Origin of the sequence: Helicobacter cinaedi PAGU611 (genome assembly GCF_000284635.1) — a bacterium.
Taxonomy (GTDB): domain Bacteria; phylum Campylobacterota; class Campylobacteria; order Campylobacterales; family Helicobacteraceae; genus Helicobacter_C; species Helicobacter_C cinaedi.
This window is the reverse complement of sequence record NC_017761.1, coordinates 2,019,942-2,042,173: the sequence shown is the minus strand read 5'-3', so window position 1 is coordinate 2,042,173 and position 22,232 is coordinate 2,019,942. Positions and strand designations below refer to the sequence as shown.

Genomic DNA, 22,232 nt, shown 5'->3' with positions numbered 1-22,232 from the left:
ATGATAGTCTGTGCTGGAAATGGAGAAGATTTTAGCTTTGCGAAGTCATTAGGCGTTGGGCTTGTGGAGAGTGCCATAGGGCTAATGCAAATCTGTCAAAAGGAAAGTGTAGATTCTCTCGTGTTTATAGGCAGTGCTGGGGCGTATAGCAAGGAAGTGAAGCTTTTTGATTTGTATATTGCTGATAGTGCGACACAAATCGAGTTGAGCTTTTTGCAGGATAAAGCTTACACGCCGCTAGATAATCATATCCAAAGTGGAATCTTGCAGGAAAATGTTTCATATGAAACATTTGCAAACAAAGCCATTATCAATAGCTCAAATTACATCACCACAGATGAGAATCTTGCCCTGCGATTTGCTAAAGCTGGAATCTTGCTTGAAAATATGGAGTTTTTTAGCATTATGAAAGTCGCTCAATATTTTAATATTCCTTGTTTGGGTGTGTTTTGCGTGAGTAATTACACACATCAAAATGCACATAATGAGTTTATGGCAAATCATCACAAAGTCAAGGAGATTTTATCCCATCATAGTGAGCTAATCCAACAAATCTCTATAAATCTTGCTAAACATAAGGGGCTGTAGTGGGGATTCTAGAATCTAAGCCAAGTCTTTATGCTTATACGCTTAATGAGCTAAAATCTTTGCTTTCCCCCTCGTTTCGTGCCAAGCAAGTGTATCACTGGCTCTATCATCGCTATGAAAATAATATCGCTCTAATGGATAATATTTCTAAGGCTATGCAGGAGCATTTGCAATCGCATTTTATTATCTCACAAATCACACCTGTGCAAATTGAAAAAAGTAGCGATGGGAGTAAGAAATATTTGTTTCAAACAAAAGATGGGCATACCTTTGAATCTGTGCTTATCCAAATGAAGAGTAAAGAGCTTGATGAGAGTGGCGAAATTGTGAAAGGTGAAAAATGGACAATGTGCCTTTCTAGTCAAATTGGCTGTAAGGTGGGCTGTGCGTTTTGCTTTACCGCAAAGGGCGGGTTTGTGCGGAATTTGAATGCGGGGGAGATAGTAGAGCAGGTGGTGATGATGAAAAGAGATTCAAACATTGCCCCAAATAAGCGAGTAAATATCGTGTATATGGGAATGGGAGAACCGCTGCATAACCTTGCTAATGTGTCTCAAGCTATCAAGATTCTAGCCGAGCTAGATGGGCTAAGTATCTCTGCTAGGCGGCAGACGATTTCTACAAGTGGCATCGCCCCAAAGATTAAAGAGCTAGGAGAGCTGAATCTTGGTGTGCAACTTGCCATTTCTCTTCACGCTGTGAGCGATGAACTCCGCTCCAAGCTTATGCCTATTAACAAGGCATATAATATCGCTGAAGTTTTGAATGAAGTAAGAGCCTTTCCTGTGGATAGCAGGAAGCGGGTGATGTTTGAATACCTGATGATAAAGGGTGTGAATGATGATATAAAGGCTGCAAAAAAACTCCTTGCTTTGTTGAATGGGATTAAGGCAAAGGTGAATCTTATTTTGTTTAATCCGCACGAGGGAAGTGAATTTGAACGCCCACTTATGGAAGATGTAAGGGCTTTTGCTGATTTTTTAGTCAAAAAAGGATTGCTCTGCACGATACGAGAATCTAAGGGGATTGATATTAGTGCGGCGTGCGGACAATTACGAGAGAAAATCAAGCGTGAAAATGGCGAGATAACGCAAAAGTCTAAAAAAGCGAAAGTTTGAGATGGTTTGTTATAGGTAGGATTTGAAAAGTTGTGTGTGGATACTTAGATTCTAAATGTTTCATATGAAACATTTAGAATCTAAGTGGTGGAATGGCGTTTTGTCGCTTGAGATTCTATAATACGCCCTTAGATTTATGATGAAACTTTTGATAAAGGATAGAAATGGAGCTTGATATTATTTTGATATTATTTTTGGCTGTTGTGGCGGTTGTTGGTGTGGGGACATTTTGGTATTTGGCAAAGGATAGAAAATGAGTGTGCTTCAAAAAATGCTCGTGCATATTTGCTGTTCTGTTGATAGTCATTATTTTTTGAGTGAGCTAAGAAAGATTTATCCGCAACACGAAATGGTTGGGTATTTTTATAATCCAAATATCCACCCAAAAAGTGAGTATGATTTGCGTTTGCTTGATGTGGAGCGGAGCTGTAAAATGCTCAATATTCCGCTTTTGGAAGGGGAATATGAGATAAAGAAGTGGTTTGTTGATATTAAGGGGCTTGAAAATGAGCCAGAAAAAGGGGAGCGATGTGTGAAATGTTTTGATATGCGATTAGAAAAAACTGCTCAAGTCGCTCATAAAATGAATATAGAATCTTTCACTTCTACCTTGCTTTCAAGTCCATTAAAAGAGCAGCAGATTCTCTATGCAGAGGGTGATGAGATTGCTTCGCGGTATGGGCTGGATTTTATCAAGGTTGATGTGCGGAGTAATGGCGGCACACAAGCCCAAAGTGAGTTGGCAAACAAAGATAGATTGTATAAACAAACATATTGTGGCTGTCAGTATGCGTTGATAAAACAGCGAGATTCACAAAAACAAATCGCCCTTGAACTGATGAGTAATATTGGCAAACAAATCGCCCCCGGGAGCAATGAGCAAAGAAAGCGTGTATTTGAAATCCGTGATGAGTGCGAAGCACAGGGCAGGGAATATGCGTTATACAAGCAGTCTAAGATTATTTGGCGTAATTTGCGAAGTGTGTGTATTGATGGAGATAAAGTCATAAGCTCTTATGTGATTACACAATCTCGGGGCAAAAATATGGTGAAAACCGCGGCAATTACTTATATCAAACAAAATGTCAAAGATATACATTCTCAAATGCAAAGCATACAAATGGGCTATGCTAAACGCGATGATAGCGTGTTTATCAGTATCCAAACGCTCAATCTTTTACTAAAAACAAGCTATGCCAACACGCAAGAAATGGTGTATAATCCGCCACCTTATGAAGATGAGCTTATGTTGCGTGGGCTGCTATGTGGAGCGGATAGTCTTAATCCCATTATTGTGATTGATTCTCATATAGAGCGGAGTTTGAAGCTTTTTATTGATGCGTATTTTCAAGAAAGTAGTATTTTTGCTATCGCCACATATTAAAAAAATTTGGTAGAATAGCGAATAATTTTTCACAAAAAGGAGTGTCAATGCAAACACAAAATCCAATAATGGATGTTGAAAAGATCCGTCAGATTCTGCCCCATCGCTATCCAATGCTGCTTGTAGATAGGGTGGTGGAGCTTGTCCGCAACAGTAACGACACAAAGTCAGATGGCTACATTAAAGCTTATAAGAATGTAACGATTAATGAAGAGGTATTTTTGGGGCATTTTCCAAGCAAACCCATTTACCCGGGTGTTATGCAGATTGAGGGAATGGCTCAAGCGGGTGGACTACTTGCATTTGTAAGTATGTTTGGCGATAATGTTGCTGAAGCTGAAAATAAGATTGTATATTTTATGACAATTGATAATGTAAAATTCCGCATTCCCGTGGTGCCCGGTGATAGACTTGTGTATGAACTCAAAGTGCTGAAGCACAAAGGGAGTGTGTGGCAGCTTGGAGCGAAAGCCTTTGTTGATGATAAGCTTGTATCTGAAGCCGAACTCAAGGCGATGATTGCAGATGCCCAAAGCTAAGAGGTGAAGAGATGAGTAACATTGGTAAAACGAGCATTATAAAAGAGGGTGCAAAAATAGGCAAAAATGTCGTTATTGGCGAGTTTTGCATTATTGATGAAAATGTCGTTATTGGCGATGATTGCGTGATAGGCAATTATGTGCATATTGCGGGTTGGACGACTTTAGGCAGGGGCAATAAGGTCTTTAACAATGCCGCTGTTGGTGTCCCACCACAAGATTTAAAATATGCAGGGGAAAAAACAGAGCTCATTATTGGCGATGAGAATCTTATCCGTGAATTTACTACGCTCAATCCCGGCACGATCGGCGGACATAGCAAAACAATCATCGGCAACAAGAATCTCTTTATGGCGTATGTGCATATTGCACACGACTGCGTGATTGGAAATGAATGCATTTTGGCAAATAATGCTACGCTCGGTGGACACGTGGAGCTTGGAGACTATGTGAATATTGGCGGACTAACACCTGTGCATCAGTTTGTTAAAATCGGCTCTGGCTGTATGGTTGCAGGAGGCTCTGTTTTGACGCAGGATTTGCCACCTTATTGCCTTGCAGAAGGAAATAGGGCTTATATTAGAGGATTAAACAAACATCGTATGCGTAAGCTTTTTACTCGTGAAGAGATTGATGAGATTAGCCATTTGTATAAGATTCTATTTTCACATACTGCCCCAATACGCGAACTAGCCCAGCAGGAGCTAGATAAGAATCCAAACCCAATAAGCCGCTCTATTTGTGAGTTTATCCTCTCAAATACACGCGGTATCCCTCTTAATAAAGGAACACAAAGTGAGTGATATGAATGTAAAAGAATGTAGTTTTTGTAAAGCAAAAGAAAGCATTAATAATCCGGTTATAGCCTCTGGTGTTACACCTGAAGTGTATATTTGTAAGAACTGCTTGATAACAGGCAACACAATCATCAATGAATATATGGCAGAAAATACCCAAAATGATGGGCAAAATGGCGAGGACAAGGGCTTTGATGTGGTGGCTCCAAGTCCCAAAGAGCTAAAGGCAAGGCTTGATGAATATGTGATAGGACAGGATTCTGCTAAGAAGGTCTTTTCTGTGGCGGTATATAATCATTATAAGCGTATCTTGCAAGGAGAAAAGCAAATAAGCAATGCTCTGCGTGAAGTAGAGTTGTCAAAATCAAATATTCTACTCATCGGTCCCACAGGGAGTGGAAAAACGCTAATGGCACAGACTTTGGCAAAGTTTTTAGATATTCCTATCGCTATTTCAGATGCTACAAGTTTGACGGAAGCTGGATATGTGGGCGAAGATGTGGAAAATATCCTTACACGCTTGCTTCAAGCCGCTGATGGCGATGTGAAAAAAGCAGAAAAAGGTATTGTGTTTATTGATGAGATTGATAAGATTTCAAGGCTTTCAGAAAATCGCTCTATTACGCGTGATGTTTCTGGTGAAGGTGTGCAGCAGGCATTGCTTAAGATTATAGAAGGTAGTGTGGTGAATATTCCACCAAAAGGGGGTAGAAAGCACCCAAATCAAGATTTTATACAAATTGATACAAAAGATATTTTGTTTGTGTGTGGCGGGGCATTTGATGGCTTGAGCGATATTATTAAAAGGCGTTTAGGTGGCAATGTGCTTGGATTCCACGGGGAGAAAAAGGGTAAGAGTGAAGAGAGTGCATTATTAGAGTATGTTGAGCCTGATGATCTTATAAGCTATGGGCTTATTCCTGAACTCATTGGACGATTGCATATGATAAGCACATTATCCCCTATTACCAAAGAAGCAATGGTTGAGATTCTCACAAAGCCAAAAAATGCACTTGTGAAGCAGTATCAAAAGATTTTTGAGCTTGATGGTGCGAATTTGAAATTTGACAAAGGGGCGATTGAGGCGATTGCGGAGCTTGCTATCAGTAGGAAAACGGGAGCTAGGGGCTTAAGAGCGATTATGGAAGAAGCGATGATTGATTTAATGTATGAATTGCCAGAGCTTGAGGGCTATGAGATTAGCATTTCAAAAGAGTGTATTACAGATAAACAAGCCCCACTTATGGTAAAAAAAAGAAAGAATCTGCAAAAAGGAGCTTAAATTAAGAAAAATAAAAGCTTAAGCAAAGGTGTTAAAGAGTATAATCGCCACAAAATTTTGCAAAATTTTAAGGAGTTTTTATGTTGATGGACAGACTCATTGGGACTTTTTCCAAAGACATTGCAATTGATTTAGGGACAGCAAACACTTTGGTTTTGGTTAAGGGAGAGGGTATCATCATCAATGAACCCTCTGTGGTTGCGGTGCAGGCAGACAGGTTTAGCACAGGCAAGATTCTTGCTGTGGGAAAAGAGGCTAAGGATATGCTAGGGAAAACGCCAGATGGAATCCAAGCCATTCGCCCGATGAAAGATGGCGTTATAGCGGATTTTGATATGACAGAAAAGATGATTCGCTATTTTATTGAGAAAGCTCATAAAAGAAAAAGCCTTATCCGTCCTCGCATTATGGTCTGTGTCCCTTATGGCTTAACCGGTGTGGAAAAAAAGGCGGTAAAAGAATCGGCAATGAGTGCTGGGGCTAGAGAAGTATTTTTGATAGAAGAGCCTATGGCAGCGGCTATTGGAGCGGGATTGCAGATTCAAGAATCTAAAGGGAATTTGGTGATTGACATCGGCGGTGGGACAACAGAAATTGGCGTTATCTCACTTGGTGGTTTGGTGATAAGCAAGTCAATCAAGGTTGCCGGAGATAAGCTTGATGTGGCGGTAATGGATTATGTGAGAAAGAAATTTAATCTCTTAATTGGGGAGCGAACGGGTGAAGAGATAAAAATTGAAATTGGCTCTGCTTCCCCTATGGAAAAGCCCCTTGTAATGCAGGTGAGAGGACGCGATCAGGTGAGTGGCTTACTCAACACTATTGAGCTAACAAGCGAAGATGTGAGAGAGGCGATGAAAGATCAATTGCGAGAGATAAGCAATGCACTTAAATCTGTGCTTGAATCTATGCCGCCAGACTTGGCAGGAGATATTGTGGAAAATGGCATTGTGCTAACCGGTGGCGGTGCGTTGATACGCGGACTTGATAAGTATCTTTCAGACATTGTGCGATTGCCTGTGTATGTGGGCGAAGAGCCTTTGCTTTGTGTGGCAAAAGGCACAGGTAAGGCAATGGAGGATTTAGACCTACTTACGCAACTTGCTTTTGACTAAGGCGGATTATGCGGTATAAAATCCTTGTCTTTGGGATTATCTTTATTGCTTCTATTTTGGTGCTTATGGAGGTGGATAGGGGGATTCAGGCAAAGATTTTAGGTGTGAGCGATTATATTAAAACTTTCTTTTTAAACACAGGGGAGAGCATAGCTGATACCTACAATAGGCATTTTGATCAAGCCGCACAGATAGAATCTTTAAATCAAAAGCTTCAAGACTACGACAAACTTTCCCTTGAAAATCAAAATCTCAAAAACGAACTTGTTAAATATCAAAAAATTGTGGGACAAGATGGCTTTACCCACGGCTTGAGTGATTTTCACTTAGCTAGAATTATATCCTTTGCCACGCTTGGGGAAAAAGATAGAGTATGGCTTGATACAAATCTCTCAAACTATCGCAAGAGCGAGGCGTTGGAAGATAGAATCTTTGGCATAGTAAAAGATAATGCAGCCCTTGGTGTAGCAGTGGTGCAGAATGGACGCGTTGAGGGCTTTTTGAACGGCAATGCGAATTGTAACTATGATGTGTATATTGGGCAGAATCGGGTTATGGGGATAGTCTCTGGCTCTTCAGGTGGAAATTTGCTTGTGGATTATATCCCCTGGACTGAGATTCATAAAGGGGATAGGGTCTTTACAAGCGGACTTGATGGAATCTTTTTGGAAAATATTCCTGTGGGTGTGGTGGAAAATGTGCGTGAAAATTATGGATATTTGAGCGTTGAGGTTAAGCCCTATGCAAGTTTGGGTGAGCTTTCTTATGTGTGGATTATTGATAGGGAAACTCCACAGCTTCATCTCTTACAAGATGAGATTCACAGCAATCAGCCCCAAGATTCACAAAAAGAGCCACAAGAAAATATAGAATCTAACATGTAGCAATGAAGGCACGGATACATAAAGCAAAACTTTACAATATCAAGTGTCGATAAAGAGCAAGGATTTTAAGACATAGGGGCTAAAGAATGAAAAAGCACATCTCTCACAATTCCGCAGAATCTACAAAAGCCCATTTTGCAACACAAGATTCTAGCTCCCCACATTCCACGCCAAGTAATATAGAGCCACGCCAAACACAGCAAAATGAGACAGAGCGGCTTGATAGGCTTATGGAGTTTTTGCATATCATTATCGCTTCAATACAGCAAGATTCTACAAAAGCCCATTTAGATTCCCTTATGCAAGAATTTAGCTCCCTTACGCATACAGATATAAAGCTCCTTGCAAATCATTCAAATGGCAGGATTGTATTAGCCGAGCTTATCACGCTTTTGCGGGAGAGAATCTATACTTTGCTGACACAGGGGGTGTTGTGTGGGGTGGAGTATCTCTCTCTTTTGCTTTTTACGCATATTTCTACATATACAAAGTTTGAGAATATATCACAAGATACGCGTTTTGATGTGTTTATCACAATGGCACAAAAAAGCCTATTTGTTGATGGTAATAGCGATGTTGAAAATCTTTTGTTTATTGAGCTGTATATGGTGGCGAAAATTCTGCGAGATATGGGCAATTTTGATAGGCTTATACTTGAATATATTTCACTTATCTGCCTTGTGGATATAAACCTTCCGCTTTCACTAGAACACGCAAATTTTATAATCAAGCATTTTGAGAATCTAGGTGTAGATATGTCAATAATGCTTAATGCCCTAAAAAATCAACTTAACAAAGAAGTATATTTTGCCTACCCTAGCCAACGCAGACGCAGTATTTTAAATTGGCAACTGCATTGTTTTTGGAATGTTTCACATTTTTTTAATCATCACGCGTGGCTAGAACTCTATGAAGTGTGGAAAGAGCTGTTTTATACTATGCTTGAGAAAGGTAGCATAGAGGGCATTGATGAGGCGATGTATATGCAGTTTTTTATGTATCATCTATGTGGGAATAACTTTCACACGCAGGAGCAATGGGCTAGATTTTGTAAGGATATTGATAGGGTGGCAGTTAGGCATTATGAGCGTTTTGCCAAAAATCAAGGCATTTATGGTGTATCAAATCATCAGCCAACGGATAAAATCCGCATAGGAATCTTGCGTGATAGGCTGGTTGCAAATTCCCCTTATAAAGTGGAATTTAGCCTTTTAAGCAACCTTTTAAGCAATCAAGCCTTTAGGGAGCGTTATGAGATAAGAATCTATGCGATGAAGCTATTTGAAAAAAGCGTAGATGATGAAAAAATCGTGCAATCTTATGAGAATCTTGGCATTCCTGTGATTGATGTAGTATCAGGCTTTCATACGCAAGGCTTTTATAACTCCCACTTGCAAAAAGCCCTTGCTATCAAAGAGGCGTTAAATACCGATAATATCAGTATTCTCCTTAGCCCAAATAATGGCTATGGTATAAGCGATTTTATCCTTGCTTCACGCAGTGCAAAGAGCCAGATTTATTATTCCCACGGGAATTTTGTCTATGATGTGCCTTGTGTAGATTCTAAAATGACACATATTTGTCAAAATAAACGCCATATTTCTCACGAGGGCTATGAGTTTTATGGTGTGCCGGTGAAAATGCTAGAGCGATTCTATAATCCCGAGCTAGATTCACAAGCTAAAGAAAAAATCGCTCAAATCCGCAGTGAGTTTCCACAAGATAGCGTGATTTTAGGGAGTATCGGGCGATTAACAAAGCTCAACTCTAAGGAATATTGGCAATGCGTGATTGAGATAATGCAACGCTATCCGCAAAGCATTTATCTAGCCTGTGGTGGGGGGAATGAAAGCCTTATAAGTGAGTGTATCACAAGCTGTTTTACACAAGAGGCAGAGGCTCAAGCATTTTTACAAAGGGTGCATTTCACAGGCTATATAGATAGTGGAATCTATGGGCATATCATTGATATATGGCTTGATAGCTTTCCGCTTGAACAGGGCGAAAGTCGCATAGAATATGTGGCAAAAGGTGGGCTAAGTATCACTTTAAGTAAGATTCCACAAGAGCAACGCATTGAAGGCATTCAAACCTCACTTAAAGCTTGGCAGAGTATCCCTAATAAAGATGGCTCACTTAAAACACGGGCGGACTTTGATAATGCATTTGCACTTATTAAAGAATCCCAACTCCCTCTCCTTGCCTTTTCGCTCAAAGAGTATGTAGAAAAAGCAACAGCACTTTTAGAGCATTTTGTATCAGGGGATAGGGCATATATTGAGAATCTTAGAGAGCTTGGGGCAAAGGCTAGGGCAGTGGGCGATGAGATGAGAGAGTATGAAGGAATCTTGGCATTTATGGACGCCATTACGCAAACTCAAAGCTAAAGCGATAAGCAAAACCAAAAATATATGAAAAGGCATATTCTCATTCTAGCGGCGGCAAATATCTCAACCTGTCCGCGTCCTATGAGAATCTTAGAAGCACTCAAAGATGAGATAAAGCAGGGCAAGTATGAAGTAAGCGTTATGGGGATTGATAATGAAGATGGCAGTGCTATGCCTAAGATTCCACATATTGCGACCTTTAGCTATCCTTACTATAAAAAGCGAAATTTTTTTGGTGAGCTACGATTATGGCTTGATGTGATGTGTGGGCGGTGGGATAGACTAAGCTTTATCAAAAATCGCCTTGTGGTAAAGGAGCATATCAAAACGCATAGGTATGATGTGATTATCTGCCACGATTTATTACTTTTGCCGGTGCTGTTTGCGGGACTAGATTCTAAGCGAGAAGATTCTAAACGGCTAGATTCTAAAAGCAACAGGCAGGAAGCACAATCTACACGCGTTATCTTTGACGCAAGGGAGTTTTATCCATTGCAAAATACAAGCTCACTGCGTTGGCGGCTACTTTTTAAGGCATTTAACACTTATTTATGCGAAACTTATGCTAAAAGGGCGGATAGAATCTTTAGCGTATCGCCACGATTTTGTGAGCTATACAGCACACATTTTGGCTTAAAAGCCGAGCTTTTACTCTCACTGCCCCCATATTATGAGCTTAAGCCCACACCCACAAATCCCCAAAAGGTTAAGATTCTCTACCACGGAGCGTTAAACAAAAACCGCGATATTCATAAGATTATTTATTTGTGTCAAAAGCTTGATAAGCGGTTTTGTATGGACTTTATTTTCACAGGTGGGACAAAGCCTTATCGTAAAAAGATAGAATCTGCCATTTTAAGGCTACAAAAGCAGGGGTGTAATGTCAGGGTATTGCCCGCGGTGAGTTTGGAGCAAATAGTGCCATTTGGGAATGATTATGACATAGGTTTTATATACATTCCACAGCACAATCACAATCTCTTTGCCACAATCCCAAATAAATTTTTTGAATATATTCAATCGCGTTTAGCCTTGTTTTTGCCACCCATTGAGAGTTTGCAAAGCATTACGGAAAAATATGATAACGCCATTATCTCAAGTGATTTTAGCCTAGATTCTATGGCTCACGCCCTAAATGCCCTAAGCACAGAAGAGATAAGCACAAAGAAGCAAAATTCCCACATCGCTGCTTTGGAGCTAAATCTCAATCAAAATGTCCAAAAAATCCGCGATACGCTCATAGAGCTTTTAGAGCAAATGCCACTTCAAAAAGAGCCTTGCACTATACAATAACATTTCTAAGACTCCCGACAGATTCTATCTCACATACCACTTCATCGCCCTTTTGTAAGAATCTTGGCGGGTTAAAGCCCATACCCACACCGCTTGGCGTCCCCATAGAGATAATACTTCCCGCTTGTAATAGGCAATAATGCGATAGCTCATACAACGCACTTGCTACATCGCATATCATCAATGAAGTGTGAGAATCCTGCCTTAGTTCATTATTGACATAGCTTTTTATGGTGAGATTCTGCGGATTCACATCTTTAGCATAAAGCACACAAGGTCCCATAGGCAGAGAGCCTTGCAGGGATTTACCCATATACCATTGCTTATGCCTTTGTTGAATATCTCTAGCAGAAATATCATTAATAATTGTGTAGCCAAAGATAGAATCTAGTGCTTCTTGCTTGGTTTTAGGCTGATAGAGATGGGATTTTAAAATCACACCTAGTTCTACTTCATAATCAAGCTTTTGGGTTAAATGGCTATGGGCTGCAATGGGGGCATTATGAGGCGTGGTGTAATTCACGCGTTTGCTAAAATACACCGCATTTTCACGCTTTTCATCAAAAACCTCCTTTTTAAAAGCTGCTGATTCTCTAGCGTGATCAAGGTAGTTTATGCCAAGGCAAATCACATCTTGTCTAGGCATAGGAATGGGGGCTAGAAGTGTAACTTGCGACATAGAAAACGCATAAGGGCAGGTGTGATATTCCCGCATAGAATCTAGCATTTCTTGTGTGTGAAACTGAATAAATGTCAGCATATCAGTGTAGATTCTAGGAATATCGCTCACAAAGAGTTTAGAAAAGGGGTAGATTCTATCGCCATTTTTACTATCTTCTATGAGTAGTCCAAGCTCACAAGGTTGGGTAAAAAGGGCAAACGCATCTAGGGCAGAATCTTTAGCATACAAATCACACACATAAGGCACAAAGCTTACAAATTTCATTTTTAATCCTTTCTCTTAATATTTTTAGAATCTAGTGCAGAATCTAGCATCGGCAAGTGGCATATTCTAACACAAAGGGGGCAAAAATTAGGATTTTTTGCTACAATCCTAGCTTTATTTTTACTTTTTGTATTTTTATGAATAGGGAGTAGCAATGGACTACAAAGAGACTTTAATTTTACCCCAAACGACTTTTCCAATGCGAGGGAATCTCCCTCAAAATGAGCCACAAACTTACGCACAATGGAAAGAGAATAATCTCTATGAGCGATTAAAAAATGCCAATAAGGGTGCAAAAAGCTTTACTCTTCACGATGGACCACCTTATGCAAACGGACATCTTCACATAGGACACGCATTAAACAAGATTCTCAAAGATATTATTGTGAAATATCATTATTTTAAGGGCGAAAATATCCGCTATACGCCCGGCTGGGACTGCCACGGGCTGCCTATTGAGCAGCAAGTGGAGCAAAAAATAGGCAAGACTAAAAAAGATAATTTAGAAAAAACGAAATTGCGAGAGCTATGCAGGAATCACGCACAAAAATTTATTGAGATTCAAAGTGAAGAGTTTCAAGCTTTGGGTGTTTTGGGGGATTTTAGCAATCCTTACAAGACAATGGACTTTGCCTTTGAAGCACAGATTTATCGTTTGCTTATAGCCCTTGTGAAAGAGGGGCTTTTGGCAGAACGATCTAAGCCTATTTATTGGAGCTGGGCTTGTGAGAGTGCCTTAGCCGATGCAGAGGTGGAATACCAAGAGAAGCAATCAGATTCTATTTTTGTATCTTTTAACTTGGCAGATTCAGCATTATCCCAGCTTGGAATCCCACAGGGCAAACTTATCATTTGGACGACTACACCTTGGACACTCCCAGCAAATGTGGCTATCTCGCTTAATCCAAATGAATCTTATGTGCTTACTCTTGATGGCTATATCGTGGCAAAAGCCCTGCATAGCAAATGCAAGGAGAATCTAGGTATTGGCGAAATCGCACAAGAATTTAGTGCTAAAGCTTTTGAAAACCTTGAAGCCATTAATCCGCTAAATGGCAGGACTTCACTTGTGATTTTAGGCGAACACGTGAGTATGAGTGAGGGCAGTGGAGCGGTGCATACAGCCCCCGGGCACGGCGAAGATGACTACTATATCGGGCTAAAATATAATCTGCCTGTGATTATGCCTGTTGATGATAAGGGAAATTTTAGCCCACTTGTTGAATCTATGGGACTTGTGCCAAAGGAATATGCGGGAGAGTTTGTAGGGAAAAATATCTTTGAAACACACGAGAGCATTTTTAAGATTCTAGGTTCAAATCTTTTGAAAAAAAGTGTGATTACGCATAGCTATCCGCATTGTTGGCGTATGCACAAGCCTGTGATTTATCGCGCGACAACGCAGTGGTTTATTTTGCTTGATAAGCCTTTTTATCAAGGTAAAACATTAAAAGAATTAGCCTTAAGCGAGCTTGACAAGGTAAGATTCTATCCGCAAAATGGCAAAAATAGAATCTACTCTATGATTGAAAATCGCCCCGATTGGTGTATCTCTCGGCAGAGAGATTGGGGTGTGCCTATTGCCTTTTTGGTAGATAAGGACACAAACGCACCTTTGCTTGATATAGAAGTGCTTGAGTTTATGGCAGAGATTTTTGAAAAGCAGGGCTGTGATGCGTGGTGGAGCTATGAGATTAAAGACTTACTCCCGCAGAGCCATAAGCATTTAGCACAAAACTTAAGCAAAAGCAAACATATCCTTGATGTGTGGTTTGATAGCGGTAGCACTTGGAGTGCGGTATTGAAAAATAATTATCAAACTAAGAATGCTTATGACGCGGGGGAACACCCAGCGGATATGTATCTTGAGGGGAGTGATCAGCACAGAGGGTGGTTTCAAAGCTCTTTGTTACTCTCTTGTGCGGTGAGTAAAATCGCACCTTACAAGCAGATTCTAACCCACGGTTTTACCTTTGATAGAAATGGCGAAAAAATGAGTAAGAGTAAGGGGAATGTCATCGCCCCAAGTGAGATTATAAAAACGCAGGGCAGTGAGATTTTGCGTCTATGGGTAGCTTTAAGTCAGTATCAAAGCGATCAAAATATAAGCGATGAGATTTTAAAGCAAGTAGGAGAGCAGTATCGCAAGATTCGCAATACTATCCGCTTTTTACTTGCTAATGCGGACATTGAGCCAAGTGTAATGGTGGGTTTTGATGAGCTAGGGGCGATTGATAGATGGATTTTACAAACTTGTGATAGCGTGTTTGAAGACGCATATAGCTACTTTGATACCTATGACTTTGCTAAGGCATTTCAAGTGGTGATGAACTTTTTAAGCAATGAGTTAAGTGGAATCTACTTAGATTTGTGTAAGGATATTTTGTATTGTGACAGGGCAGATTCTGTGCGTAGGAGAGCGATTTTAAGCTCTATGGTGCTACTTTCTCAAAGGCTACTACATTTTATCGCCCCTGTGCTGACATACACGGCAAATGAAGCCTTTAGCCACGCGAGTTTAGCTATCAAACATAATCATTTGGGGGGCGAATGCAAGGATATTTTTGAGTTAAAAAGATTTGCGTGTAAAGATATGTATGATTTGAATCTAGATGTGGATTTTGCCTTGCTTTTAAATGTGCGAGAGAGCTTTGGGGAAGTGCTTGATAATCTTAAAAAGCAAAAAAGTATTAAGTCTTCGCTTGAAGTGGAGATTGTGTATTGTAGAGATCCTATTTTGCCAAAAGATTTTGCCCTGCTTGATAAGTGGCTGATTGTTTCACGTGTATATGCGGGGTGTGTAGATGGAGCAGATGTGAATGTGCTAGGGAAGTTTGAAGTGCAGGGACATAGCTTTGCTATACGCAAGGCACAAATGGCTAAGTGTGAGCGGTGTTGGCAGTTTGTGGTGGAAAGTGGGGAGTTGTGCGAGCGTTGCTCTGCTGTGGTGGCGACACTTTAAAGTGTGATAGGCTTTGGGGGCTTGTAATGGGATTTGAGTTTTTTGGCTTAAAGGTGTGGAATTTGAGTGAGCCATTTGGGTATTTTGAGGCTTTTAGCGGAATTGTTGTGGTGCTTTCTTGTGCGTTTGTGGGATTTTTAATCCTCCGCCATTTTCGCCCTAAAAATTTTTAAAAAATTTGAATCTTTTCAAATTTGTGATTTAAGATTTTATTATTTAACACATTGTGTTTTAGTCATTGCTACCGCGGAATCTCACTCATTTTAGTATTACTATTGTAAATAAAGTATGATTATGGTAATATCTTTTTTAGTTTTTACATAAAGGATATTACGATGAAGTTAAAAGTATTTGTGATACTAAGCGTGATAGGTGTATCTTTAGCACAAGATGAAATCCCTGTAAAACTAGAAAAAAGCATAGTGAGTGCTTCGCGTGTGGATACGCCTATTAACGAGGCTCCGGGCAATGTCAGCGTGGTTACACAAAGGCAAATCAATCTTCGTCCAAATTACAAATTTAGCGATACATTGCGTGGATTTGAGGGGCTACAGCAGAGTAAATCGCGTGGTATGGATACCTTTGATGGCGTGAAGATTCGCGGATTAAGCGGTGCGGCGATAATGGTTGATGGCATTATGCTCAATGACATAAATAACAACACCAAAATGCTAACAGCGATGAGTGCTGATGATATAGAGCAGGTGGAGGTGGTGCGAGGGGCATTTTCAAATATTTATGGCAGTGGTGCGGTTGCTGGGGCGATTAACTTCATCACAAGTATGCCAACAGCCTTTGAGACAAGGGCGAGTTTTGGCTATGGGAGTGCACTAGGCACGGAGTTTGCCCCAAAGAATACATTTCGTGGATATGCGAGTGTGGGCGATGCGTTTTTAGAGAAAAAACTACGAGTGAAACTCTCTTTTGGCACGACAAATTCACAAGGCTACGCGGCAGATTCTGTCGTGGTCAGTGATATAAATGACTATCAAGGTGGGAAGCCTACGCTAGATTCTAACACAGGAGAGGTGAAGTATAATATCGGCGATATGGGAAATCAGGCGTATCAAACTTATGATAGTGCTTTGAAAGCGGAGTATGACATTGGCGATGTGGGGACATTGAGTGGCTATGTGCGGTGGAATATGTATAGCTATAATCATAAAAATCAACGCACATTTCTAACCAAAGATGGCAAGCCAAGCTATGGGGAAAATAGCGATGTGGATGCCAATAAACCAGCCCCCATTCTCTATGGGCGACATATCGGCAAAGAGCAGTATCATCAGCTAGTGAGTGCGGTGGGCTATAAGCATTATCTACCAAATGATAGTCATATAGAAGTGAAGTTTTCACGCATTGATGGGTGGGATAAGTTTAATAATCCCGATGGCGGTCAAACCCATGTCAGTGCGAATACAAGCATAAATGGCGGTGTAGGCTCACAAACAAATCACCGATATGAGACAAACAACCTTGATTTACTCTATCTAGCAAGTGTGAGTGAAAATCACAGAATCTTAAGCGGTGTGCAGTATCGGCATAATAACTACACACAGACAAAAGACTACATAGTAAATTGGAAAGATTTTAACTCCGCACTTCAGGGCAGGGCGACTTCGGGCTATGCTCAAGGTGGAAAAAGTGCAAGCGTGGGAGTATTTAGCGAGTGGCAAGGGAGCTTTGGGGAGCATTTTAGCACAAATATCGGGGCGAGATATGACTATTGGAGGGGCTATGGCATATATAAAGATGCAGATAATTACGCTACAAATACCAAGCAAAGCTTTAGCCCTAAGGTATCTTTAAACTACGCTCCAAGCGATATAACGCGGTTTAAGACATCATTTGGGCAGGCTTTTAAAGCACCGACTTTCTCACAAATGTTTAGTAATAGAACACTGACGGATGGCACACCTGTGAAGGGAAATGCACGCTTAAAGCCTGAAAATGTCATAAGTTTTGATGTGGGCTTTGAGCAGGACATTGTTTTGGGTGAAGATTATGGAGCGTTTAAAATGTATTATTTTAATAATACAACGACAAATGCGATTATGCAGTATTCTACCACTTATGCGGATAAAAATTTGCAAGGAATGTATGATAATCTTGGAAAAAATCGCATACAAGGGATTGAAAGCTCTCTTATGTTGCTTTTTGGCTATGGTTTGAGTGTGCATTTAACCTATACTTTTATGGATTCTAAGATTTTAAAAAGTGTGGAATCTGCCACGATTGGTAACAAGGTCGCTGGGATTCCATCGCATTTAGCGTATGGGGCGATTAACTATGATAAGGAGGCTTTTTATGGCTCTTTTGGCGTGGAATATGCAAGTAAGCCCTATAAAAACGCAAACAATACACCTACGCCAAGTGGTGTATATGGAGCGACAGATAGCTATGCTATTGCGGATTTGCGTTTAGGGTGGCGGATAAATAAGCATTTTGATGTAAGCTCAAATATCACAAACCTTTTTAACCACACTTATTATAGCTACTATCGTGCGAGTGGCAGGGCGTTTTTTGTCTCACTTGCTGGGAGATTTTAGGGGATTTTGAATTTTAACAAGCAAAGCGAAGTTTCTTTAGAAAATCCCAAATTGATGAGAAAGTAGGGGTTTAAAGTGGGAGGTTGGGAAGCAATCTTAATGTTGAAGCTGTGAGCTTATGGTATCAGCAAGGCTAAGTTGGGAGTTTATAATCCATCTATTTTGTTCATAATTCACAAGATGAAGTTGAGATTCTACTACTACTTTGTCAAAGTGGATTTTCACAAGGGCGGTTGCGGTAGGCATTATGGAGCTAGAATCTTGGGGGTTTTGAGCTTTAGAATCTTGCGTCTCAATCTCATCTGGTGTAATGTGTAAAATCTCCACACGCTTATAACCACCTAGCATTTTTGCACGCGTGGATTCTGCTGCGACAAAGAGATTGGCTAGGTTGGCATTTCCCATAGATTGAAGGGCAAAGCCATAGCTAGAATAATGTAGATATTTGTCTAAATCTCCACCAAATAGCCCTTGCATATAGCCTTCTATCGCGTCTTGTTGAGCCTTTTCTCGCGGGGATTTGTGTAAATCACAGCCAAGAAAAGCAAAACATAATAAGCCTATACACAAAAAAAGACACAAAGATTGTATTGTGGCTTTTGTGCTGTGGTGGGTGGCGGGAGTCATAGAGTGAATTTTTCAATCATATCTTTTTAAGAAAGCAGGTTTTTAGCACGACCACACCGCATTTATCAACCTTAGCTTCAATCTCATCATCTTTGTTTGTGAGCCTGATGTTTTTAATTGTCGTGCCGCGTTTAATGGTGCTTGAAGCCCCTTTGACTTTTAAATCTTTAATAACGCTTACATTATCTCCAGCGTTTAGCTCTGTGCCATTAGAATCTTTTGCCATTCTATCCTCTTAGAATCTTAAAATATGCTCAATTTGAAGTGGTATTATAAGCGTTTTTGTGCATATTTGCAAGGAAAAATAAGAATGCTTAGCATAACCCTTGCTTAAAAGCCGTATAAATGCTAATGTGTTAGGACATAAAGACGATATGTATAGCTTAAAGCTAAGGAGGAGGATATGGCACTTAGTCCCATTGGAAATGTTACTTATATCAATCAAAACTCCCAAGTTGGCTCTATGCAACACGCAAATGCGATGCAAAAGGTGGATTTTGCACTCAATGCAAATATGCAAGAGTTTGTAGATAAACTTAAAGCTGTGCAAGAAGTCGCCCCCGCACAAGAGACAAAAGCCATTGATCCTGATGATAAACAGGAGAAAAAAAACGAGCAAGAATCGCATAAAGATTCTGAATCTGTTAAAGAGAGCGAGAGCTTGGCAGTGGTAGAATATGATGTGGCTGATGATATTGCGTGTGTGGGCGATGAGGTGCATTTGCTTGATATTTTGGCGTAAAACAAATAGAGATTAGGGCTTATGCTAGTTTTGCAAAGATATTACTCCATACACAATACCAAAGATTCCAACCATTATAAGCACGATGTCGTTAAGCTTTGTTATGAGTGTTTCAAATCGCTCTAGTTGTATCTTTTGAGAAATGTAGCTTATAAGAAGAAGCAAACTAAAATCAAGGGTTATCCACGATAGTGTAAGGATTGTAAGGCTAAGATAAATGGAGTGTGTTATACCCAAAAACTGCGGAAAAAAGGCGATAAAAATAAAATATCTTTGGGGTTTGATAGGCTTAGAAGTAGTCCTTGCAAAAAGTATTGTTTGCTTTTAGAATTTGTATTTAAGCGATTATTTGTGTGTGAAGAATTATTGTTATGTTTTGTTGTTTGGGAATGTTTTTGTGCCTTTTTTGCTTTAAAAGTGTGGTAGATAAAAAATAAAGCAAGAACCCACAATACTCACAATCCCAAGCATAGATTCTGAAACTTTAGCTACACCTAAAATCACCGCAATGCTTACAGCGATAAGTATGAGTGAGCCTAGATTTGTCCCGCAGATTGTCTTTAGGGCTTGTGTGCTTTTGCTTTTAGAATCTTGCCCTTTTAGCGTATTTTTTAGCACAAGGGCAACAACCGGTCCGGGCGTGATGATGAGTGTAATAACAGCACCCAAATACGCACCAAACAAGGTAAAATCTAGCATTGCTTTTTAGCTACAAAAAACTATTTTTTAGCAATCCTTTCAATCACCGCATTAAAGCTCTTGCTTGGTCGCATAACGCTTTCAGCCTTACTGTCATTAAATTTATAATATCCGCCTAGATCTACTTTCACACCTTGAGCGGAGTTAAATTCAGTCCTAATAGAATCTTGCTTAGATTCTAGCTCATTAGCAATAGGCGTAAAGAATGCTGCAATACTAGAATCTGTGCTTTGATTTGCCAACGCTCTAGCAAAATACATCGCCAAGTAAAAATGGCTTGTGCGGTTGTCATCTTCGCCCACTTTGCGTGAAGGGGCTTTGTTGTTATCAAGCCATTGTGAAGTAGCCGAGTCTAGCGCGTCTGCTAACACCTTTGCCTTAGGGCTATTTTGCTTTTGTGCGTAAAACTCTAGGCTTGCTTGCAAGGCTAAAAACTCGCCCAAGCTATCCCAACGCAAATGATTTTCTTCCACAAGCTGTTCTACCTGCTTTGGCGCACTGCCTCCAGCTCCGGTTTCAAACATCGCCCCACCATTTAGCATAGGCACGACTGAGAGCATTTTCGCACTTGTGCCAAGCTCCAAAATGGGGAAAAGATCAGTCAAATAATCACGCAAAACATTGCCTGTGATAGAGATGGCATTTTTACCAGCGCGGATAAGGCGTAAAGATTCTAAACACGCTTCTTTTGGGGCTAAAATAGCTATGTCCTTGCCCTTTTCTTGTAGCCTTTTTTTGACTAAATCAATCATAATTTTATTACTAGCCCTCTTTTCATCAAGCCAGAAAATCGCCTTATCCCCTGTCAAATCCGCTCTTTCAATCCCTAAATCAATCCAGTTTTGCACCGCATCAAATTTTGCCTGATTAGCACGATAAATATCGCCCTTTTTCACGCTATGAGAAAGCAAAGTTGTGTCATTAGAATCCACAATAATAAACTCGCCATCATTTGGGGCTACAAAGGTTTTGTCGTGTGAGCCATATTCTTGGGCTTTTTTCGCCATTAAGCCTACATTGCTAACACTGCCTAGCGTAGCGGGGTTTAGCACTCCATTAGCCTTTAAATCTTCAATCACGGCTTCATAAATAGTCGCATAAGTTTTATCAGGAATCACAGCATTCGCATCGCATTCCTTGCCGTCTTTATCCCATAATCTCGCACCATTTTTTAGCATAGCAGGCATTGAGGCATCTACAATCACATCGCTTGGGATATGTAGATTTGTAATGCCTTTGTCGGAATTTACCATAGAAATTTTGGCACTTCTCTCTAAAATCTCATTGTATTTAGCTAGAATTGCCGCTTTTTTGGGGCTAGATTCTATCTTTGTAAGCAACTCATTCACGCCATTATTGGCATTCACACCTAGTGCTTCTAGCTCGTCCTTAAACTCATCAAAAAGCTCCTTAAAATACGCTTTCACCGCATAGCCAAAAAGGATTGGATCGCTTACTTTCATCATCGTAGCTTTTAAATGCAGTGAAAAGAGTATGCCTTGCTTTTTGCAAGATTCAATCTGCTCTGTGTAAAACTCACCTAGCTTTTGTGCGTCCATAAAGGTGGCGTCCAAAATCTCATTTGCCTCTAGCTTTAGCCCATCTTTTAGCACCTTTTGCCCGCTAGAATCTTTGAAAATAATCTTAGCAGTCGTGGGAGATTCGATTAGCACCGCCTTTTCATTATCAAAGAAATCGCCCTCTTTCATATAGCTCACACAGCTTTTTGAGTTTTTATCAAAGGGTGTTACGCGGTAAGGATTTTTCTGTGCGTAGGATTTGACCGCATTGGTGCTACGGCGATCGGAATTGCCCTGTCGTAAAACAGGATTGACTGCTGAGCCTAGCACTTTTTGGTATTTCTCTTTCACTGCCTTTTCTTGCTCGTTGCTTGGCTCATCGGGGAAATCTGGCACATTATAGCCCTTTGCTTGAAGCTCTTTAATGGCGTTTTTAAGCTGTGGAATTGAAGCGGAGATATTTGGGGTTTTAATGAGATTTGCATTTGGCGTTTTGACAAGCTCACCAAGCTGACTTAGGGCGTCTTCTACGCGTTGATTTAGAGCTAGATTCTCCGGGAATTGCGCTAAGATTCTAGCACTTAGCGAAATGTCAGCAGTCTCTACTTGAATATCTGCGTGATTAAGAAAAGCCTTTGCGATAGGCAGAAATGAGTAGGTCGCTAGGGCTGGGGATTCATCTGTGAGTGTGTAAGTGATTTTCATTGTGTGTCCTTTTGTCGTGAAATTAAAAGTGTCTTTAGTATAGCAAAAATCATTATTTTTGGAATAATAGGCAAGATTTTTTTAAACTTTTGGTG

21 protein-coding genes are annotated in these 22,232 nt (G+C 40.3%); 14 read left to right on the top strand and 7 right to left on the bottom strand.

Going from position 1 to position 22,232, the window contains the following annotated elements; genetic code table 11:
- From HCN_RS10345 to HCN_RS10300, 10 genes are all read left to right on the top strand, one after another.
- On the top strand, positions 1-588 hold the full coding sequence (locus HCN_RS10345) for a 5'-methylthioadenosine/S-adenosylhomocysteine nucleosidase family protein (protein WP_014667472.1): 588 nt from the start codon (positions 1-3) through the stop codon (positions 586-588).
- Complete coding sequence (gene rlmN, locus HCN_RS10340; protein ID WP_002956035.1) at positions 588-1,706, top strand: dual-specificity RNA methyltransferase RlmN; 1,119 nt, start codon at positions 588-590, stop codon at positions 1,704-1,706. Before HCN_RS10345 ends, rlmN begins: the two co-directional genes overlap by 1 nt.
- 253 nt (positions 1,707-1,959) lie before the next feature.
- Positions 1,960-3,090: an epoxyqueuosine reductase QueH gene (locus HCN_RS10335; RefSeq protein WP_014667471.1), complete on the top strand. Its 1,131-nt coding sequence runs from the start codon at positions 1,960-1,962 to the stop codon at positions 3,088-3,090.
- Between the two features lie 47 nt (positions 3,091-3,137).
- Entirely contained in the window at positions 3,138-3,629 is a 492-nt protein-coding gene (gene fabZ / locus HCN_RS10330) for a 3-hydroxyacyl-ACP dehydratase FabZ (RefSeq protein ID WP_014667470.1), read from the top strand.
- An 11-nt stretch (positions 3,630-3,640) separates the two neighbouring features.
- On the top strand, positions 3,641-4,432 hold the full coding sequence (gene lpxA / locus HCN_RS10325; RefSeq protein WP_002956031.1) for an acyl-ACP--UDP-N-acetylglucosamine O-acyltransferase: 792 nt from the start codon (positions 3,641-3,643) through the stop codon (positions 4,430-4,432).
- A gap of 1 nt (position 4,433) precedes the next feature.
- A complete protein-coding gene (clpX, locus tag HCN_RS10320) occupies positions 4,434-5,708 on the top strand; it encodes an ATP-dependent protease ATP-binding subunit ClpX (protein WP_002956030.1) in 1,275 nt (424 codons plus the stop codon).
- An 80-nt stretch (positions 5,709-5,788) separates the two neighbouring features.
- Positions 5,789-6,823 carry a rod shape-determining protein gene (locus HCN_RS10315; protein ID WP_002956029.1) on the top strand — a complete coding sequence of 345 codons (1,035 nt, stop codon included), beginning with the start codon at positions 5,789-5,791 and terminating at the stop codon, positions 6,821-6,823.
- A gap of 8 nt (positions 6,824-6,831) precedes the next feature.
- Complete coding sequence (mreC, locus tag HCN_RS10310) at positions 6,832-7,707, top strand: rod shape-determining protein MreC (RefSeq protein WP_014667468.1); 876 nt, start codon at positions 6,832-6,834, stop codon at positions 7,705-7,707.
- An 86-nt stretch (positions 7,708-7,793) separates the two neighbouring features.
- Positions 7,794-10,094 carry a hypothetical protein gene (locus HCN_RS10305; RefSeq protein WP_014667467.1) on the top strand — a complete coding sequence of 767 codons (2,301 nt, stop codon included), beginning with the start codon at positions 7,794-7,796 and terminating at the stop codon, positions 10,092-10,094.
- A 24-nt stretch (positions 10,095-10,118) separates the two neighbouring features.
- Positions 10,119-11,387 carry a glycosyltransferase family protein gene (locus tag HCN_RS10300; protein ID WP_002956026.1) on the top strand — a complete coding sequence of 423 codons (1,269 nt, stop codon included), beginning with the start codon at positions 10,119-10,121 and terminating at the stop codon, positions 11,385-11,387.
- On the opposite strand, the gene HCN_RS10295 is transcribed toward HCN_RS10300, so the two are convergent.
- Entirely contained in the window at positions 11,377-12,333 is a 957-nt protein-coding gene (locus HCN_RS10295; RefSeq protein WP_014667631.1) for a fumarylacetoacetate hydrolase family protein, read from the bottom strand. The genes HCN_RS10300 and HCN_RS10295 overlap by 11 nt on opposite strands.
- Before the next feature lie 154 nt (positions 12,334-12,487).
- Here HCN_RS10295 and ileS point away from each other — a divergent pair, with 154 nt between their 5' ends.
- The 3 genes from ileS (at position 12,488) to HCN_RS10285 (ending at position 17,844) form a co-directional block, all read left to right on the top strand.
- Entirely contained in the window at positions 12,488-15,295 is a 2,808-nt protein-coding gene (gene ileS / locus HCN_RS10290) for an isoleucine--tRNA ligase (protein ID WP_014667466.1), read from the top strand.
- Positions 15,296-15,321: 26 nt separating this feature from the next.
- Positions 15,322-15,468, top strand: a complete 147-nt coding sequence (locus HCN_RS11705) for a hypothetical protein (RefSeq protein WP_165815292.1) — start codon at positions 15,322-15,324, stop codon at positions 15,466-15,468.
- Between the two features lie 162 nt (positions 15,469-15,630).
- Positions 15,631-17,844, top strand: coding sequence for a TonB-dependent receptor (locus tag HCN_RS10285; protein WP_014667465.1), 2,214 nt, complete (start codon positions 15,631-15,633; stop codon positions 17,842-17,844).
- A 96-nt stretch (positions 17,845-17,940) separates the two neighbouring features.
- Here the strand turns inward: HCN_RS10285 and HCN_RS10280 are convergent, their stop codons facing one another.
- Together HCN_RS10280 and HCN_RS10275 are read right to left on the bottom strand one after the other, a co-directional pair.
- Complete coding sequence (locus HCN_RS10280) at positions 17,941-18,471, bottom strand: hypothetical protein (protein WP_232501868.1); 531 nt, start codon at positions 18,469-18,471, stop codon at positions 17,941-17,943.
- A gap of 16 nt (positions 18,472-18,487) precedes the next feature.
- A complete protein-coding gene (locus tag HCN_RS10275; protein ID WP_014667630.1) occupies positions 18,488-18,697 on the bottom strand; it encodes an alkylphosphonate utilization protein in 210 nt (69 codons plus the stop codon).
- Between the two features lie 177 nt (positions 18,698-18,874).
- Here HCN_RS10275 and HCN_RS10270 point away from each other — a divergent pair, with 177 nt between their 5' ends.
- On the top strand, positions 18,875-19,213 hold the full coding sequence (locus tag HCN_RS10270; protein ID WP_002956019.1) for a hypothetical protein: 339 nt from the start codon (positions 18,875-18,877) through the stop codon (positions 19,211-19,213).
- A gap of 24 nt (positions 19,214-19,237) precedes the next feature.
- On the opposite strand, the gene HCN_RS12275 is transcribed toward HCN_RS10270, so the two are convergent.
- From HCN_RS12275 to HCN_RS10255, 4 genes are read right to left on the bottom strand one after another with little or no spacing between them, the layout of a single operon-like run.
- Positions 19,238-19,450: a hypothetical protein gene (locus HCN_RS12275; RefSeq protein ID WP_014667463.1), complete on the bottom strand. Its 213-nt coding sequence runs from the start codon at positions 19,448-19,450 to the stop codon at positions 19,238-19,240.
- Positions 19,441-19,665 carry a LysE family transporter gene (locus tag HCN_RS12270; RefSeq protein WP_081495241.1) on the bottom strand — a complete coding sequence of 75 codons (225 nt, stop codon included), beginning with the start codon at positions 19,663-19,665 and terminating at the stop codon, positions 19,441-19,443. Before HCN_RS12270 ends, HCN_RS12275 begins: the two co-directional genes overlap by 10 nt.
- Positions 19,625-19,912, bottom strand: a complete 288-nt coding sequence (locus HCN_RS12265; RefSeq protein ID WP_014667462.1) for a hypothetical protein — start codon at positions 19,910-19,912, stop codon at positions 19,625-19,627. The genes HCN_RS12270 and HCN_RS12265 overlap by 41 nt, the downstream gene beginning before the upstream one ends.
- 20 nt (positions 19,913-19,932) lie before the next feature.
- Positions 19,933-22,137, bottom strand: a complete 2,205-nt coding sequence (locus tag HCN_RS10255; protein ID WP_014667461.1) for an NADP-dependent isocitrate dehydrogenase — start codon at positions 22,135-22,137, stop codon at positions 19,933-19,935.
- Positions 22,138-22,232: the final 95 nt, after the last annotated feature.